This is a genomic window from Synechococcus sp. RS9907 (genome assembly GCF_014279615.1).
GTDB lineage: Bacteria > Cyanobacteriota > Cyanobacteriia > PCC-6307 > Cyanobiaceae > Parasynechococcus.
In genome coordinates, this window is record NZ_CP047944.1 from 181078 (window position 1) to 196560 (window position 15483).

Below are 15483 nucleotides of genomic sequence, written 5' to 3' on the forward strand. Positions count from 1 at the left end.
TTATGTCTGAGAACACATCCCCCTCCATTGCTGCTGTTCGCGATCTGCGCGAAGCCAGCTGCGGTCCGATTGGTGCCCCAGCGGTCACCAACGATCTCAGCGAGAACGTCATCCTCACCAGCCTGGATGATCTGCACAACTGGGCTCGCTTGAGCAGCCTCTGGCCTCTTCTTTATGGAACGGCCTGCTGCTTCATTGAATTTGCAGCGCTGCTCGGGTCTCGCTTCGATTTCGACCGCTTCGGTCTAGTTCCCCGCAGTTCCCCGCGTCAGGCCGACCTTTTAATCGTTGCCGGCACCGTGACCATGAAGATGGCGCCCGCCCTGGTGCGGCTGTATGAGCAAATGCCCGAGCCGAAATACGTTATCGCCATGGGTGCCTGCACCATCACCGGCGGCATGTTCAGCGCTGATTCCACCACTGCAGTGCGCGGTGTGGACAAGCTGATTCCGGTGGATCTGTATCTGCCCGGCTGTCCGCCCCGCCCCGAAGCAATCTTTGATGCCGTGATCAAGTTGCGCAAGAAAGTTGGCGATGAGTCCCTGGCCGAGCGGCGCAAGCATCAGCAAACCCACCGCTACATGACGGTCTCCCACCAGATGAAGCGTGTTGAACCTGTGGTGACCGGTTCTTACCTTCGGGCCGAATCTCAGAAGGCTGCCCTGGCTGCAGCGCCGGCAGGGCAGACCCTGGCCACCGATGCCGCCGTGCTTACCCCTGCTGCTGAACCTGTTGAGTCATGAGCGAAACCCCTTCCAAGAAGACAGCCGCCTCGGATGAAGCGGGTGCAGTTGTCGCTCCCGAGCCTGGTCCTGTAAGCCAGTGGTTGAACAAGCAAGGCTTTGATCACAACAGTCTCGAGCCTGATCATCTCGGTGTTGAGCAGATCGGCGTTGATGCTGACGTTCTCCCGATGATCGCTGCGGCGCTCAAGAGCAACGGTTTCGACTACCTCCAGTGCCAAGGGGGCTACGACGAAGGCCCCGGTGAGCAGCTGGTTTGCTTCTATCACCTGCTGGCGATGTCGGAACAGGTGGAGGCCATGGCGGCTGATCCTTCGGCCAAGCTGCGGGAAGTGAGGATCAAAGTCTTCCTCAACCGAGAAGGCACTCCCTCGCTGCCGTCGATTTACGGCCTGTTCCGCGGGGCCGATTGGCAGGAGCGTGAAACCTTCGATATGTACGGCATCCAGTTCGAGGGGCACCCGCATCCCAAACGGTTGCTGATGCCTGAAGACTGGAAAGGATGGCCCTTGCGCAAGGACTACGTCCAGCCTGATTTCTACGAAATGCAGGACGCTTATTGATCGCGTTCGCGTCGATGCGTCCGGTAAAAGCGCATCACCGCAAGGGCAAGGCTGCGCGAATCGTGGCGCAACGTTGCTGTTGGTCGTACCCCCTGCAGTGGAGCCTGAGTGACGTCGTAGCCGTCTGAGCGGAGCTCTTCCGCATCGCAACGCACGGGATCAGCGCCGCGGCTTTGGTAGTACCGCACCAGATCAGACTCGGGCAGATCGTCCTGGGCTAGGACGGCAGTGAACAGTCTCGGCTCAATGCCGAGAGTGGCGAGCTGTGCCTCGATCGCGCGGATGTGACCGCGCACATCCAGGCCATCGGTCTCGCCGGGTTGCGTCATCAGGTTGCAGATGTAAAGCCTGGGGGCCTTGCTGCGTTTGATGGCGCCCACCAGTTCTGGCACCAGCAGATTGGGGAGCAGGGATGTGTAAAGGCTGCCCGGTCCGAGCACGATCAGGTCGGCATTGGCGATCGCTTCGAGGGCGCGGGGCAGGGCCGGTGGTCGTTCAGGACTGCAGCCCAGGCGAACAATGGGGCTGGGGGCGTGGCCGATGTTGCTCTCGCCTTCGATCCGTTGGCCGTTTTCCAGTTCGGCCCAGAGCTGCACATCCACGTTGGTGGCGGGCACCACCTGACCTTGCACGGCCAGCACACGACTTGATGCGGTGATGGCGGTTTCCAGATTGCCCGTGATCGCTGAGAGGGCAGAGAGAAACAGATTGCCGAAGCTGTGCCCCTCCAGACCGCTCCCGGCCGCAAAGCGGTATTGGAACAGGCGTGTGAGCAGTGGCTCTTCGGTGGAAAGGGCTGCCAGACAATTACGGATGTCACCTGGGGGCAGCACCCCCAGTTCCCGACGGAGCACTCCACTGCTGCCGCCGTCGTCAGCGACGGTGACAATCGCGGTGATGTTGCTGCTGTAGCGCTTCAGACCGCTCAGCAGGGTCGATAAGCCTGTCCCTCCGCCGATGGCCACGATGTTGGGCCCCCGGTTCAAGCGGCTTTTGGCCCGCAGGGCATCTACCAGAACGGTGTCCTTGTCAGGGGCGAGAGCCTGTTGAATCGAGCCGAAACTGCGGCTCTGTCCCCACAACAAAAGGCCACTGCCGATCAGCAGCACCAGGGGTCCGGTGATCTCGCGGGGCAGCACGGTGGTGATGGTGCTCAGCAGCCAGCTGAGGGTTTCCAGGATCCAGTAGATCGGCTTCAGATCGGCCCAGACGGCGGCCCCCAGCAGCGCCGTCAACAGGCCCAGGCCGGAGGTGAGCAGCCAGCGCTTCACCACCAGGCCAGGTTGCAGCCAGCGCACGGCCCGTTGGGAGCGGGTCATCAGATCCCGTCGCCGCTGATCGCGCATCATCCGGGCTTGGCGTCTGCTTGTCGGGGGCTTCAGCGCCAAGGAATGGCTTGATGAGCAAGTTCACCGAACTGTACGGAGCTTGTGGAAAGGCGGCAGGATGTCTGTGTTTTTCGGCCCAGACCGTGCCGCAGTCTCAACCCGTCGTGGAGATGCGGGACCTCACGATGCAGTGGGGACCTCGGCCTGTTCTGGATCGGGTCAACCTGACCCTGCATGCGGGGGAGCGGTTGGCCGTGGTGGGCCCATCCGGTGCTGGAAAGTCCACGGTGCTGCGTCTTCTTGCTGGTTTGCAGCTGCCCACCGGTGGTGAGCTGCGCCTGTTCAACCAACCGCAGACCTACCTGCGGCTGGACCAGACCGATCCACCGGATGTGCGGCTGGTGTTTCAGAACCCCGCTCTGTTGGCATCGCTCACCGTTGAGGAGAACGTCGGCTTCCTCTTGCGCGAACGCACGCAGCTGTCGCGGCAGGAGATTCGTGGCCGTGTGCATGCCTGCCTGGAGGCGGTGGGGCTCTATGACGTGGCCCACCTCTATGCCGGGGAATTGAGTGGTGGCATGCAGAAGCGGGTCAGCTTCGCCCGTGCCCTGATTGATGACCCCCAGCGGGGGGATCAGTCGATGCCCCTGTTGTTGTACGACGAGCCCACGGCAGGACTTGACCCCGTGGCGTGCACGCGGATCGAAGACTTGATTGTGAAAACCACCACCGTGGCGCAGGGCTGTTCCGTGGTGGTGAGCCATGTGCGCAGCACGATTGAACGCTCTGCGGAACGGGTGCTGATGCTCTACGACGGCCGGTTTCAGTGGGAAGGCTCGGTGGATGCGTTTCGCAGCACCGACAACCCCTATGTCGTCCAGTTCAGGACGGGTAGCCTGCGCGGACCGATGCAACCGGCGGAGCACTGACCACCATGCGACGCAGTGTTCGTGATGCCATCGTCGGATTCACGCTGATTGGCGGCATCGTTGGATTTGCTTCAACCGCTCTTTGGCTCCGAGGGCTTCGTTTGGGGGCTGGCCACTGGTCTCTGACGGCCCGTTTCAACGACGCAGCAGGTTTGGCGGAGCGTTCTCCTGTCACTTACAGGGGCATCTTGGTGGGCTCGGTGCGTTCGATTGAGGTCACCCCTGAGGCGGTGGTGGCTGAGCTTGAGATCAACCAAGCTGATCTGCGTTTACCGCTGCCCGTCACGGCCACGGTGGGGGCGGGCTCGCTGCTGGGGGGTGACGCCCAGGTGGCCTTGGTCAGCGCTGGTCCTTCACTTCCTCAGAACGCCCCCTTGCCCCGCGGGGCCGCTTGCCAGCCAACGCTCCAGCTCTGCAACGGTGGAACTGTGGTGGGACGAGAAGCTCCCAGCCTCTCCACCGTGACAGCAACCATGCAGGCGCTGCTGGCACAGGTTCAGGACGAGCGGGTGATTCCCAATGTGGCGGCGTCGCTTGAGCAGATTGAGGCCTCCACGAAGGAATTCGAGGCGTTGACGCTGCAGCTGCAGGATGAACTGGCCAAGGCCGCGCCTGTGATTCGCAATCTGGAGTTGGCAACGGCTCACTTGAAGAACATCGTGGCTTCCCTCGATAATCCCCAGACGCTGAGTGAGCTCCAACAGACGGCTGCCAATGCCGCCCAGCTCACCGCCACGATCGATGCCGTGGGTGGTGACGTGGCTCAACTCACCGGTGATCCCGAGTTCATGGAGGGCGTGCGCAATCTCACCATCGGCTTGGGTGAACTGTTCGGAGAGATTTATCCGGCGCAAACCGCTCAGTAGGCACGATATCGATTCGATATTGGCGTGAATCCAGCTCGATATCGTGCCTTTTAGATGTTGCTGATGGCGTCCATTGCAACCGCTGCAATCGCCTGATCGCTCGCTTTCGGCAACTGCACGTATTTGCCGCCTGCGGCTTCAGCCAGGTCTTTGCCCATGCCGCTGCCGATGAACTTGCGCTCGGTGTCGATCACCAGCAGCTTGATCCCGAGCATGCGGTAGCGGGCGGCGACGTCCAGCACCTCCTGCTTGAGATCGGGTTTCTCTTCGCCTTCAAGTTCGGGCTGACCGAGAGAAGTGCTTAGGGGCACGTTGCCGCGACCGTCGGTGATGGCCACCACCACCACCTGGCCGAGATCCCCCGTGGCCAAGGCATTGGCACCAACACGGGCCGCCTGGGTTAGGCCATGGGCCAGGGGCGAACCGCCGCCACAGGGCATTGATTCCAGCCGGCGGCGGGCCGCCGTGATCGAGCGGGTTGGAGGCAGCAGCACTTCGGCTTGATCGCCACGGAAGGGGATCAGGGCCACTTCGTCGCGGTTTTCGTAGGCCTCGGTGAGCAGGCGGATCACGGCACCCTTGGCGCTTTGCATCCGGTTCAGTGCCATTGAGCCGCTGGCGTCCACCAGGAATACCACCAGGGCACCGGCCTTGCGCTGCAGCAGCTTGGCCCGCAGATCGCCCTCCTCCACAATCACCGAGCGGCCTGGTTCCCGTTCGCGGCGAATCTTTTGGTAAGGCGCCGCTGCTCTCAGGGTGGCGTCCACGGCGATCCGGCGCACCGGTCCGCGGGGCAGCATCGGTTTCACATAGCGGCCGCGGCTGTCGCTGAGAACCACAGAACGGCTGCCGCTGTTGCCGCTTTTCGCCTTCGCGGCATTGAACAGCAGCAGATCAGGGTCCACCTCGATCGCTTCGGGATCGAGCATGAACTCCTCGGGTACCGCCGGTGGAGCCTGATCCTCTTCGCCGTCACCCTCGTCATCGTCGCTGGTGTCGTCGTCGTTGTTGTCCTCCGGAGGGTCGTTCTCCTCCTCGTCGGATCCCTCCGGCGGCGGCGGCGGATTCTCCTGTTGCTGATCCCCCTGGTCCTGCGGCTGTTCGGGGGGCGGCGGTGGCGGTTCCTGGTCCTCCGGCGGCGGTGGTTCCATTTGCTGGTCCGGTGGTGGCATCTGGGACGCCCGCGGAGCGATCACCAGGGCCACGGCCACCTGGAGGTCTTCGGCGTCCACCTGATCCCGTCCGCTGAGGGCGGCATGGGCCTTGGCCACCCGCACCGCGTAGAGCTCGGAGCGGTGCCCTTCAACGCCGCCGCGGATGGCTTCGGTGACGAGGTATTCGATTTGCTCGCCGCTGATCTGAACATCCGGGAGCCACTGGCGGGCCAGCAGCAGCTGGGTAGCCAGCGCATCGGTTTCCTCGCTCCATTTCTCAGCAAAGCTGCGGCTGCATTGGCCATGGCTGATCACTGCGTTGGTGATCTCCACCCGCTGCTCGGTGCTCACCAACTGGTTGGCGGAGAGCGCAATCGCGAAGCGATCCAGCAGGTGATCGCGAACGTTGCCCTCCTCCGGGTTGTAGGTGGCGATCAGCAGCGGCCGGCAGGGGTGGCTGAGGCTGAGGCCTTCCCGCTCCACCCGATTTTCGCCGCTGCCGACGGCCGCCAGCATCAGGTTGACGATGCCGTCGTCGAGCAGATTGAGCTCGTCGACGTAGAGCACGCCGCGGTGGGCATCGGCGAGCAGCCCGGGCTGGAACACCGCACTGCCACTGGATAGGGAGGCTGCAACATCCACAGCGCCCACCAGGCGGTCTTCGGTGATGCCAAGGGGAATCTGCACGAAGGGGGCGGGGATCACCCTGGAGGGTGCTTCGCCTGTGATCCGCTCACGGGTGGCGTCGTCCCATTCATCCGGGTTCTGGGGATCGAGGTTGCGCCCCACACCCCCATCGGCATCGAGGATGTCGATCGGGGGCAGCAGGGCATGCAGGCCCCGGGCCAAAACCGATTTGCCGGTGCCGCGTCCCCCCGCGATCACCACACCGCCCAACCCAGGGTCGACGGCCGCCAGCAGAAGGGCCAACTTCAACGTCCCATGGCCCGTGATCGCTGCCAGCGGAAAGGCACGGTTGGCCTGATCGTCCTTCACCGCTACTCCGGTTGCCACCATGGACGCGTTCAGCCCGTTCGTGCGCGCCAGTCTCGCTGATGCCCTCCATCGATGACGCTTCTGTTGCGGTTGCGCTGGGGGCGAACCAGCCCAGTGCGGTGGGATCGCCGCGCGAGACTTTGGTGGCGGTGCGGCCTTTGCTGGAGAAGCTGCTGAGGGCTTGGGCTGGTCAAGAGCTGGTTTACCGCTGGTCATCGCTGCACGACACCGCCCCCGTTGGTGGTCCTCTGGACCAGCCCCGTTACTGCAATGCCGTGATGCTGGTGGAGGGGCTGCAGGCCCCGCCGAGCGTGGCCGCCGCCCTGGAACTGTTGAATGCCTTACAGGGTTTGGAACAGCAGTTCGGCCGAAACCGATCGCAGGAACAGCGCTGGGGCCCGCGCAGCCTCGATCTGGATTTGCTGTTCTGGGGAGAACTGCGGCTGGAGCACCCGCGCCTACAGCTCCCGCATCCACGCCTGCATCTCAGGCGTTTCGTGCTGGCGCCGTTGCTGGAAGCGATGCAGGGCTCGGCTGCACCGTGATCACCTGATCGGCCTGGGCCAGGAGCTCCGGGTCGTGACTGCTAATCAGCATCAGCCGTTGCTCGGCGCGTTCGCGAATCACCGAACGCACCTCCTCAGCGGCCTTGGCATCAAGGAAAGCCGTCGGTTCATCGAGAACCTCGATTGGCTTGTCGCGGAGCCAGGCCCGCAGCAGCCCCAGCCGATGAATCTCTCCGCCGGAGAAGGGATCTTGCGCCAGGGCGAGCGGTGCATCCAGCCCGCCCTGGCGCTGAAGCAGGTGGGCTAGCCCCAGCCGTTGCAGCCAGGTTTCGATGTCGTCTTGGTGCCGATTCGCTCCCAGCAGCAGGTTGTCGCGCAGGCTCGCTTCAAACAGCACCGCGTTCTGAGGGGCATAGGCAATCAGCTGATGCATCTGCCGCGCCCCGGCCAGCCCGCTCAGTCGCCAGGTGTCGTCGGCCCAGTTCAGCTGCCAGTAACTGTCTTCCTCGTTGAGCAACCCACAGAAGCGATCGATCAGGGTGGTTTTGCCGCTGCCGGAGGGGCCGGTGAGCGCCACCAACCCGTTGGCGCTCAGCTCAAGCGACCTCAGGCCGGTGGAGGCGTGAGCGCTGCTACTCCAGTGCAGCTGGCTCAAGCGCGCCGTGGAGAGCCCGATCAGGCTGGCCTCAGCAATCGTCTGGTTGCTGGCGTCGCCCTGTCGCGGAATCAGCTGCTCGCGCCGTTGGCTCAGGGCCTCATAGCCCGGCAAGTTGCCCAGGCAGAGTCTGCGTGCTTGCACCACCGTGCTCAGGGAGGCGCTGGCGCGGTAAGCCAGTACCAGGGTGGTGGTGAGCGCATCGGCGGTCAGGGCCTCCCCTTGAAACAGCATCCAGAGACCGGCGACGGCCACCACCAAGGTGTCACGCCAGGCGTTGTAGCTGGCCCGGCGGCGCACCCGTTCCCGCAGCAACCAACGCCCCTCCGCCGTTTCCCTGGCGAAACGCTGCAGCAGCCAGCCCTCTGCCGTTGCGGCGCGCAGGGCCTTGAGGCCATGCAGCCCGTCCCCGACGGTGCGCTGCAGGGCTGCATTCAGGCGACTCTGAATGCGCCCCAGGCCCCAGCTGCCGGATCGCTGCAGCAGGGCCGCTGCCGTGGTGGCCAGCAAGGCGAGCAACAGCGGCCAGGCCGTGGCCCGGCCGACCAGCACAACGCTGGTGAGGTAAAGGCCCATGGCCAGTAGCGACTGCCCCATCCGCACCGCCTGGTCCAAGCTCAGTGCTGTGCGGTTGATGTCGGCCATCAGCAGGGCGAGCAGTTCGCCGCGCCCAAGCCGCTCCAGCTGAGCCGAGGAGGCCTCGAACACCTGGTGCAGCAGTTGCTGCCGCAGCCGATCGGTGAAGCCCGAGCGCAACCGCTCCCGCTGAATGGCCACCTGGGCCTGGATCACACCGCGCAGCAGGATCAGGCCCACAAGGATTCCCAGACTCCCTGCCACGGGCAGGCCCTGAATCATCCCCCGTGAGCCGTTGCCCAGCAGCAGCGTCACCGCCAGACCCAGGCCAGCGATGTCGAGCAGGCTGCTGAGGATGCTCAGCCCGCTCAGCCAGGCCAGGTGTCGCCATCCCGCTTCCCGGGCCAGGGATTTGAGCAGCTGGATCTGCCGCAGGCGGGCCAGCGCTGGTGGACCTGATCGGTTCAAGGCAGGCGGCACGGGGGGCTGGGCTCACCCGTCATGCTGGGCCACAGCAATGCCCGTGACCTATGGCGCCCCTGCCGTCACCGGAACCGTTCGAGCTGCTGGACACCGTTGAGGTGGTGGACGCTCGCAAGCTCCGTTTCGAGCGCAACCGGATCAAGCTGCCGATGGGTGTCGAGGCCACCTTCGGGATGATCCGCCACCCCGGCGCTTCTCTGGCGGTGCCGATCACGAATGACGGCCAGGTGGTGTTGTTGCGTCAGTACCGCTTTGCGGTGCAGGCCCGCCTGCTCGAATTCCCTGCCGGCACGCTTGAAGAGGGCGAAGATCCACTGGAATCGATGCAGCGGGAGCTGGGGGAAGAAGCCGGCTACAGCGCTGCGCAGTGGGATGTGCTGGGGCCGATGCTCCCCTGCCCGGGCTATTCCGATGAGGTGATCCACTGCTTCCTGGCCCGGGAGCTCACGCCCTTGGAGAACCCGCCAGCCGGCGATGACGACGAAGATCTGGAGGTGGTGCTGATGAGTCCAGCGGAGCTGGATGCAGCGTTGGCATCGGGCGATGAATGGCTCGATGGCAAAAGCGTGACCGCCTGGTTCCGTGCCAAGCAGCTTCTCGGCCTCTGATGACCAGCTTTCGTGTTCTGTTCTGGCACCGCCGCGACCTGCGCCTGGCGGACAACCTGGGTTTGGTGGCAGCTACGGACATCAGTCCGGCGGTGACGGGGGTGTACGTGCTCGACCCGCAGCTGATCAACCCGCCGGATCATCTGCCGCCGATGGCGCCGGCCCGGCTGTGGTTTCTGATCGAGAGCCTGGTGGAACTGCAGCAGCGCTGGCGGGAGGCCGGCAGCCGATTGCTGGTCGTCAAGGGAGACCCGGTGGCGGTGTTGCCGCAGCTGGCGCAGCAGATCGGTGCTGAGGCTGTGGTGTGGAACCGCGATGTGGAGCCCTATGCCCGTGAGCGGGACCGCCAGGTGGCCAAAAAACTGCAGGCCGATGGCCGCAAAGTGGTGGTGGATTGGGATCAGCTGCTGATCGCTCCGGAGCTGCTCAAGACCGGTGGTGGTGACCCATACCGCGTGTATGGGCCGTTCCTGCGCAACTGGCGCGGCCAGGTGCTGGCCAAGCAACCCAGCACCGTTGCCGCCCCCACCGGGCTGGTGGATCTCGATCCTGCACAGCTGCCGGCCGGTGAGTCCCTGGAGGCTCTGCGGGAGAGCCATGGTTTCAAGGGTGCTGAGATCTGCCCCTGCCGCCCCGGCGAGGTGGCGGCCTTCGAGCAGCTCACGCGCTTCTGTGATGGGCCGCTGCTCGGCTATGAGCCGGACCGCAATTTCCCCAGTACCGCAGGCACCTCCACCCTCAGTGCTGCCCTGAGCGTCGGCACCCTCAGTCCTCGCCAGGCCTGGTGTGCGGCCCAGGACTCCCGTGAGCAAGCCCGCAGCGAGGAGCATTTGCAGGCCATCGCCGTGTGGGAGCAGGAGCTGGGCTGGCGCGAGTTTTACCAGCAGGCTCTGTTTCATTTCCCGGAACTGGCCGATGGCCCCTACCGCGAGCAGTGGCGCCGCTTCCCCTGGGAGAACAACGAGGACTGGTTCGACTTCTGGAAGGAGGGGCAGACCGGCATGCCGATCATCGATGCCGCCATGCGCCAGCTCAACCAAACCGGCTGGATGCACAACCGCTGCCGCATGATCGTGGCCTCCTATCTGGTCAAAGACCTGATCTGCGACTGGCGCTGGGGCGAGCGCGCCTTCATGGAACTGGAGGTGGACGGTGACCTGGCCGCCAACAACGGCGGCTGGCAGTGGAGCGCCAGCAGTGGCATGGACCCCAAGCCCCTGCGCATCTTCAACCCTGCCACCCAGGCCTCGAAGTTTGATTCAGCCGGCGACTACATCCGCCAGTGGGTGCCGGAACTGCGCCATGTGAACACCAAGGATCTGCTCAGCGGTGAGATCGGAGCCCTGGAACGGCGCGACTATCCAGAACCTCTGGTGGACCACAAGAAGCAGCAGGCGAAGTTCAAGGCGCTTTACGCCACCATCCGATCCTGATCGCCGTCGTCGGTACGACGGAACTGGGCCGGCACGTTGGGCGCCAGCAGCTGGCGCACCGTGTCGATCACAGCCTCTTGTTGCTCTTCACTCAACTCAGGGAAGATCGGCAGGCTCAGCACCTGGCTGCAGAGCTGTTCCGTCACCGGTAAGGAGCCCTGTTGCAAGCCCAGATGGGCGTAGGCCGGCTGTCTGTGGATTGGAATGGGGTAGTAGATGATCGTGCTCACCCCACGCTCCTGCAGGGTCTGCTTGACCCAGTCGCGGCAGCAGCTCTCGGGGATGCCGTGGTGTGCACTGGTGTTGGAGGGGGCGCAGCTGGCGTTGCAGAGCGGCTGGCCGCTGGGGCAACTGCCGATGCGCACCACGAATTGGTTCCAGCTGTGGCCGTCCTCGGCTGTCGGCAGGGTGAGGCCGTGGAGATCGCCAAGGGCATCCCGGTAACGCTTGGCGATGGCTGTTCGTTTGCCGATCCACTCCTTAAGCCTTGGCAGCTTCACGTTCAAGACAGCCGCCTGGATCGCATCCAGCCGGCTGTTGTAGCCAAGGCTGCTGTGCAAATAGCGCTCGGGCATGCCGTGCACGGCGAGCTCACGCATGGCCTGGGCCAGTTGGGCATCGCTGGTGGTGACGGCACCGCCGTCTCCCGCCGCACCGAGGTTCTTGGTGGGGAAGAAGCTGAAGCAGCCCGCATTGCCGAAGCTGCCCACCGCCTGGCCCTGCCAGCGGGCTCCCGTCGCCTGGGCGCAGTCTTCGATCACCTTCAGCTGATGGCGTTCGGCAATGGCCATCAGCCGGGTCATGTTCACCGCGCGCCCGAACAGGTGCACCGGCATCAGGGCCCTGGTGGCGGGGGTGATCGCAGCTTCGATCTGATCGAAATCGATCAGGTAGGTGCTGGGGTCGACATCCACGAACACCGGCGTGGCGCCGACGGCACTGATGGCCTCAGCTGTGGCGAAAAAACTGAACGAGCAGGTGATCACCTCATCGCCGGCGCCAATGCCCAGGCCGCGCAGGGCCAGGATCAGAGCGTCGGTACCGCTGTTGCAGCCCACGGCGTGCTCGCAGCCAACACTGGTGGCAAACGCTTCCTCGAAGCGTTTGATTTGCTGTCCACCGATGTACTGACCGCTGCGCAACACCTCGAGCACCGCCTCTTCGAGGTCCACACCAAGATCGTCGATCTGCTGGCTGAGGCTGAACGGAGGTACTTGCATAAAGCAAAGCTTAAGTGGCTCAGCCGAACCACTCCGGCTCCTGTCCGGGGTTCCACTTCACATTGCAGCCCACCGAGGCGGTCTGGTCTGGATTCACCAAAGATCCCGTCAGCACGGCCTCGAGGGCGGCCCGCAGGTCACGACCATCGAGGGGCTGATCGTTGCCGGGTCGGCTTCCGTCCAATTGGCCGCGATAGCGCAGGCTCTGCAGGCCCTTGCCATCAGGTGAAAACAGGTAGAACTCCGGCGTGCAGGCGGCCCTGAGCGCTCGGGCCAGGGTTTGCTGCTCATCCAGCAGGTAAGGGAAGCTCCAGCCATGGTGCCTGGCCTGGTCCGCCAGTTGCTCTGGCCCATCCTGGGGGTGGGTGATCAGGCTGTTGCTGCTCACACCGATCAGTTGCACCGCATTGCTGAAGTCGTGGTCCAGCTGAGTGATTTCGGGCTCCACATGTTTCACAAAGGGGCAATGGGCACAAATCACCATCAGCAGCACGGGCCGTTGGTCCAGAGACCTGCTGTTCAGCCGCTCCCCCGTGACCTGGGGAAGATCAAAATCGGGCAGGCCTGTGCCCAGCGCCAGCATCGTGGATGGTGTCAGGGCCATAAGGCGCGGGCAGATGCGACGAATCTGCTTCAGGATGGCCACCTCCGGTGGTGATGGATGCCGCGCCTGCGTCTGCTTTGGGGAGTTGCTTTGCTGCTCGGGGCTTGCGCTGCGCCGAAGGAGCCGCCCAGCTGGCGCTTGTTTCCCCTAGAGCGCCATTCCCCCCATGACGGTGTGGCTGTGGTCAATCAGCCCGATGGCTACGGGCTCCACATTTATCTGGAGACAGACACCAGCTTCCCGGGGGTGTGTCGTCCCCGCTGGCTGCCGGATCCGGCCCGTCTGTTCAACGGCAATGGATCCACACCGTTCAGTTCCGGGTTGGCGACCCGTGAGGAGTTTTTTGATGCCGTGGCCCGGCGCGATGTGCGTGGCCTGTTGAAGAGCGAGCTGAAAGCTCTGTGCCAGGCGCGCGCTCCGGAGGACCGCTGGCAGTGGATCGAGCCGCCCCGGAACGACAAGCAGGTTGTTCCCGTGCAGCTGCCTTCCCTCGAGGAGGAAGACCTGCTCACCAATCCCGTGGAGGAATTGAAGCGGGCCCGGCAGCTGCTGAGGGATCAACGGGCTGGTGAGTAGCCCTCCCACACCACCGCTTCGGCGTCGCGCCAGTAGCGGCTGAACCGTCCCAGCCGGGGAGGCCGTGGCAGTTCCACGAAGGGTTCGGGATCCAGCAGTTCCAGCGGCAGTTCTGCGTCGATGGCCTCACCGATGCGCTCCAGGCGTGGATCCACTGCGCTGCTGCTCACCACACCATCGGCCTGATGGCGACGGGCAAAGGCCAGGACCTCATCGGCTACATCCCCTTTGCGCAGGGTGAGGGGAAGGTCGAGGGCGTTTTCGTAGAGGAAGCCGAGCCGTTTGCGGCTGATTCGTGCGGCCTGGATCCAGCGGGTGTCGAACACGAACACCGCAGGTGCCTCGGGCCAGGCCTGCAGCGCTGGGTTGTTGGCACCAAGGGCCTCCTCGTGAATCCAGAGGATCGGGCGTTGAAATGTCATTGAGGAATCTCCTGCTTATCGCTTGGGACGGGCCAGGGCGGCACTGGCGCCTCCGCTGCTCCGGCGCTGGCGGTTGCGCTGCTGGTTGCGGTTGTTGCCGGTCTCCCGTATGGCCGGCATCGGGGAGAACAGCTGGCTCTCCAGTTGGTCGTAGCTGCCTTCAAAGGGGCAGCTGTTCGCGCTGGGGCAGCTGTCGCAGTAGTGCCCGTCGCTGTAGCGCTCCAGGTTGCCGCGGTTGAAGAAGTAGGGCTTGTGACTGAAGGTGCTGGCCACCCACTGCCAGCTCAGATGGTTGCTGGCCGGATCGCCATCCAGGAGGTGCTCCAGGAACCAGTCGGCTCCGGCTTTCCAGTGCACCCGTCGCCAGTGCACGAGCCAGGCGGCCATCCACATGCGGGCGTGGTTGTGCAGCCAGCCGGTCGTTACCAGTTGATCGCGGAAGCCATCCATGCAGGCCAGGCCCGTGCTCCCTGCCCGCACATCGGCCGGCAGCTCCCGGGCATAGGCCCCGGCGTCATGGCCCGTTTTGAACGGTTCTTGATCGTCATGGATGCCATCCCCCAGATCGAGCCACATCCGTTGCCAGAAGTCCCGCCAGCCGAGTTCGTTGATCAGTTTTCCGCCCTCATCGCGGTTGCGGATCCGTGCAAAAACTGAATCGCGCACCTCCGCGAGGGTCAGCACGCCGTGACGGATGTAGGGCGACAGCCCGGTGACCGCACCCTTGAGGTGATTGCGACTTTTGGCGTAGCGCCTCGCGTCAATGCGCCGCAGTTTGTCTTCGGCTGCTTCACGCCCACCGCGGATCGGGCTGAGCTCCCCTTCTGCCCCTGGGAACTCTTGCGCCAACAGGGTGTTGAGGGCATCGCGGGACGCGAATTGCCGCGGCAGGTCGCCGTTGATCGGGGGTGACGCAACGCTGGGCACCGGCCTTTGTCAGCAAAGGAGCGGTGATCTTGGCGGGGGATGGGGGAGAATCGCGCGAATTCAACCCGTTCCGGTCTGTCCCGATGCTGCTTGATCTCACCGGCAAGAAGATTCTCGTTACCGGCATCGCCAACAACCGTTCGATCGCCTGGGGCATCGCTCAGCAGCTGAAGGCGGCCGGTGCTGAACTCGGCATCACGTATCTGCCAGACGACAAGGGCCGCTTTGAGGCCAAGGTGCGCGAACTCACCGCTCCCCTGGAGCCCAGCCTGTTCCTGCCTCTGAATGTGCAAGATGCCGACCAGATGGCTGAGGTCTTCGGCGAGATCAAGGAGAAGTGGGGCGTTCTCGACGGTCTGGTGCACTGCCTGGCCTTTGCCGGCAAGGAAGAGCTGATCGGTGACTACAGCGCCACCACCGCTGAAGGTTTTGCCCGTTCCCTCGACATCAGCGCTTATTCCCTGGCGCCCCTCTGCGCCCATGCCAAGCCGCTGTTCAGCGAGAAGGCCGGTGTGATCACGCTCTCGTACCTCGGTGCTGAGCGGGCGATCCCCAACTACAACGTGATGGGCGTCGCCAAGGCTGCTCTGGAGGCTTCTGTTCGCTATCTCGCGGCAGAGCTGGGCCCCGAAAAGCAGGTGCGCGTCAATGCCATCAGCGCCGGCCCAATCCGCACCCTGGCCAGCTCCGCCATCGGCGGCATTCTCGACATGATCCACAACGTGGAGGAGAAGGCTCCACTGCGCCGCACCGTCACCCAGATGGAAGTGGGTGGTACCGCTGCTTTCCTGCTCAGCGATCTGGCCAGCGGCATCTCCGGTCAGACCATCTACGTGGATGCGGGCTACTGCGTCACCGGAATGTGAGGCACGATGAGGGCACTGAAGCTCGGGT

At 64.2% G+C, this 15483-nt stretch carries 16 protein-coding genes; 9 read left to right on the forward strand and 7 right to left on the reverse strand.

Going from position 1 to position 15483, the window contains the following annotated elements:
* Window positions 1–2 precede the first annotated feature (2 nt).
* Together SynRS9907_RS00925 and SynRS9907_RS00930 are read left to right on the forward strand one after the other, a co-directional pair.
* A complete protein-coding gene (locus SynRS9907_RS00925; protein ID WP_186496844.1) occupies window positions 3–743 on the forward strand; it encodes an NADH dehydrogenase subunit K in 741 nt (246 codons plus the stop codon).
* Window positions 740–1306 carry an NAD(P)H-quinone oxidoreductase subunit J gene (locus tag SynRS9907_RS00930; protein WP_188021530.1) on the forward strand — a complete coding sequence of 189 codons (567 nt, stop codon included), beginning with the start codon at window positions 740–742 and terminating at the stop codon, window positions 1304–1306. The genes SynRS9907_RS00925 and SynRS9907_RS00930 overlap by 4 nt, the downstream gene beginning before the upstream one ends.
* On the opposite strand, the gene yvcK is transcribed toward SynRS9907_RS00930, so the two are convergent.
* On the reverse strand, window positions 1300–2655 hold the full coding sequence (gene yvcK / locus SynRS9907_RS00935) for a gluconeogenesis factor YvcK family protein (RefSeq protein ID WP_188021531.1): 1356 nt from the start codon (window positions 2653–2655) through the stop codon (window positions 1300–1302). The genes SynRS9907_RS00930 and yvcK overlap by 7 nt on opposite strands.
* A gap of 149 nt (window positions 2656–2804) precedes the next feature.
* Between yvcK and SynRS9907_RS00940 the strand changes: the two genes are divergently transcribed.
* Both SynRS9907_RS00940 and SynRS9907_RS00945 read left to right on the forward strand, forming a co-directional pair.
* Window positions 2805–3563, forward strand: coding sequence for an ABC transporter ATP-binding protein (locus SynRS9907_RS00940; RefSeq protein ID WP_188022301.1), 759 nt, complete (start codon window positions 2805–2807; stop codon window positions 3561–3563).
* Window positions 3564–3568: 5 nt separating this feature from the next.
* Window positions 3569–4429 carry an MlaD family protein gene (locus tag SynRS9907_RS00945; RefSeq protein WP_188021532.1) on the forward strand — a complete coding sequence of 287 codons (861 nt, stop codon included), beginning with the start codon at window positions 3569–3571 and terminating at the stop codon, window positions 4427–4429.
* 50 nt (window positions 4430–4479) lie between these two features.
* Here SynRS9907_RS00945 and SynRS9907_RS00950 read toward each other — a convergent pair whose 3' ends face one another.
* A complete protein-coding gene (locus SynRS9907_RS00950) occupies window positions 4480–6600 on the reverse strand; it encodes a magnesium chelatase subunit D family protein (protein WP_188021533.1) in 2121 nt (706 codons plus the stop codon).
* 38 nt (window positions 6601–6638) lie between these two features.
* On the opposite strand from SynRS9907_RS00950, the gene folK reads away from it, so the two are divergent.
* Window positions 6639–7124, forward strand: a complete 486-nt coding sequence (folK, locus tag SynRS9907_RS00955; RefSeq protein ID WP_188021534.1) for a 2-amino-4-hydroxy-6-hydroxymethyldihydropteridine diphosphokinase — start codon at window positions 6639–6641, stop codon at window positions 7122–7124.
* Here the strand turns inward: folK and SynRS9907_RS00960 are convergent.
* Window positions 7066–8796 (reverse strand): ATP-binding cassette domain-containing protein, encoded by a 1731-nt coding sequence (locus SynRS9907_RS00960; RefSeq protein WP_188021535.1) that lies wholly within the window; start codon window positions 8794–8796, stop codon window positions 7066–7068. The two genes, folK and SynRS9907_RS00960, sit on opposite strands and share 59 nt — an antisense overlap.
* A 50-nt stretch (window positions 8797–8846) precedes the next feature.
* On the opposite strand from SynRS9907_RS00960, the gene SynRS9907_RS00965 reads away from it, so the two are divergent.
* Together SynRS9907_RS00965 and SynRS9907_RS00970 are read left to right on the forward strand one after the other, a co-directional pair.
* Window positions 8847–9407, forward strand: coding sequence for an NUDIX hydrolase (locus tag SynRS9907_RS00965; protein WP_188021536.1), 561 nt, complete (start codon window positions 8847–8849; stop codon window positions 9405–9407).
* Complete coding sequence (locus tag SynRS9907_RS00970) at window positions 9407–10840, forward strand: FAD-binding domain-containing protein (RefSeq protein WP_188021537.1); 1434 nt, start codon at window positions 9407–9409, stop codon at window positions 10838–10840. Before SynRS9907_RS00965 ends, SynRS9907_RS00970 begins: the two co-directional genes overlap by 1 nt.
* Here the strand turns inward: SynRS9907_RS00970 and SynRS9907_RS00975 are convergent.
* Both SynRS9907_RS00975 and SynRS9907_RS00980 read right to left on the reverse strand, forming a co-directional pair.
* The gene (locus SynRS9907_RS00975) at window positions 10819–12060 is read right to left on the reverse strand and encodes a DegT/DnrJ/EryC1/StrS aminotransferase family protein (protein WP_188021538.1); all 1242 of its coding nucleotides are present in this window, start codon (window positions 12058–12060) and stop codon (window positions 10819–10821) included. The two genes, SynRS9907_RS00970 and SynRS9907_RS00975, sit on opposite strands and share 22 nt — an antisense overlap.
* A gap of 19 nt (window positions 12061–12079) precedes the next feature.
* A complete protein-coding gene (locus SynRS9907_RS00980) occupies window positions 12080–12664 on the reverse strand; it encodes a thioredoxin family protein (protein WP_188022302.1) in 585 nt (194 codons plus the stop codon).
* 57 nt (window positions 12665–12721) lie between these two features.
* Here SynRS9907_RS00980 and SynRS9907_RS00985 point away from each other — a divergent pair, with 57 nt between their 5' ends.
* Window positions 12722–13240 (forward strand): hypothetical protein, encoded by a 519-nt coding sequence (locus SynRS9907_RS00985; RefSeq protein WP_188021539.1) that lies wholly within the window; start codon window positions 12722–12724, stop codon window positions 13238–13240.
* Here SynRS9907_RS00985 and SynRS9907_RS00990 read toward each other — a convergent pair.
* Window positions 13222–13662, reverse strand: coding sequence for a hypothetical protein (locus SynRS9907_RS00990; protein WP_188021540.1), 441 nt, complete (start codon window positions 13660–13662; stop codon window positions 13222–13224). The two genes, SynRS9907_RS00985 and SynRS9907_RS00990, sit on opposite strands and share 19 nt — an antisense overlap.
* Window positions 13663–13677: 15 nt before the next feature.
* Window positions 13678–14589 carry an FAD-binding domain-containing protein gene (locus SynRS9907_RS00995; protein WP_188021541.1) on the reverse strand — a complete coding sequence of 304 codons (912 nt, stop codon included), beginning with the start codon at window positions 14587–14589 and terminating at the stop codon, window positions 13678–13680.
* 83 nt (window positions 14590–14672) lie between these two features.
* On the opposite strand from SynRS9907_RS00995, the gene fabI reads away from it, so the two are divergent.
* Window positions 14673–15455: an enoyl-ACP reductase FabI gene (fabI, locus tag SynRS9907_RS01000; protein ID WP_025362030.1), complete on the forward strand. Its 783-nt coding sequence runs from the start codon at window positions 14673–14675 to the stop codon at window positions 15453–15455.
* The last annotated feature ends 28 nt before the right edge of the window (window positions 15456–15483 follow it).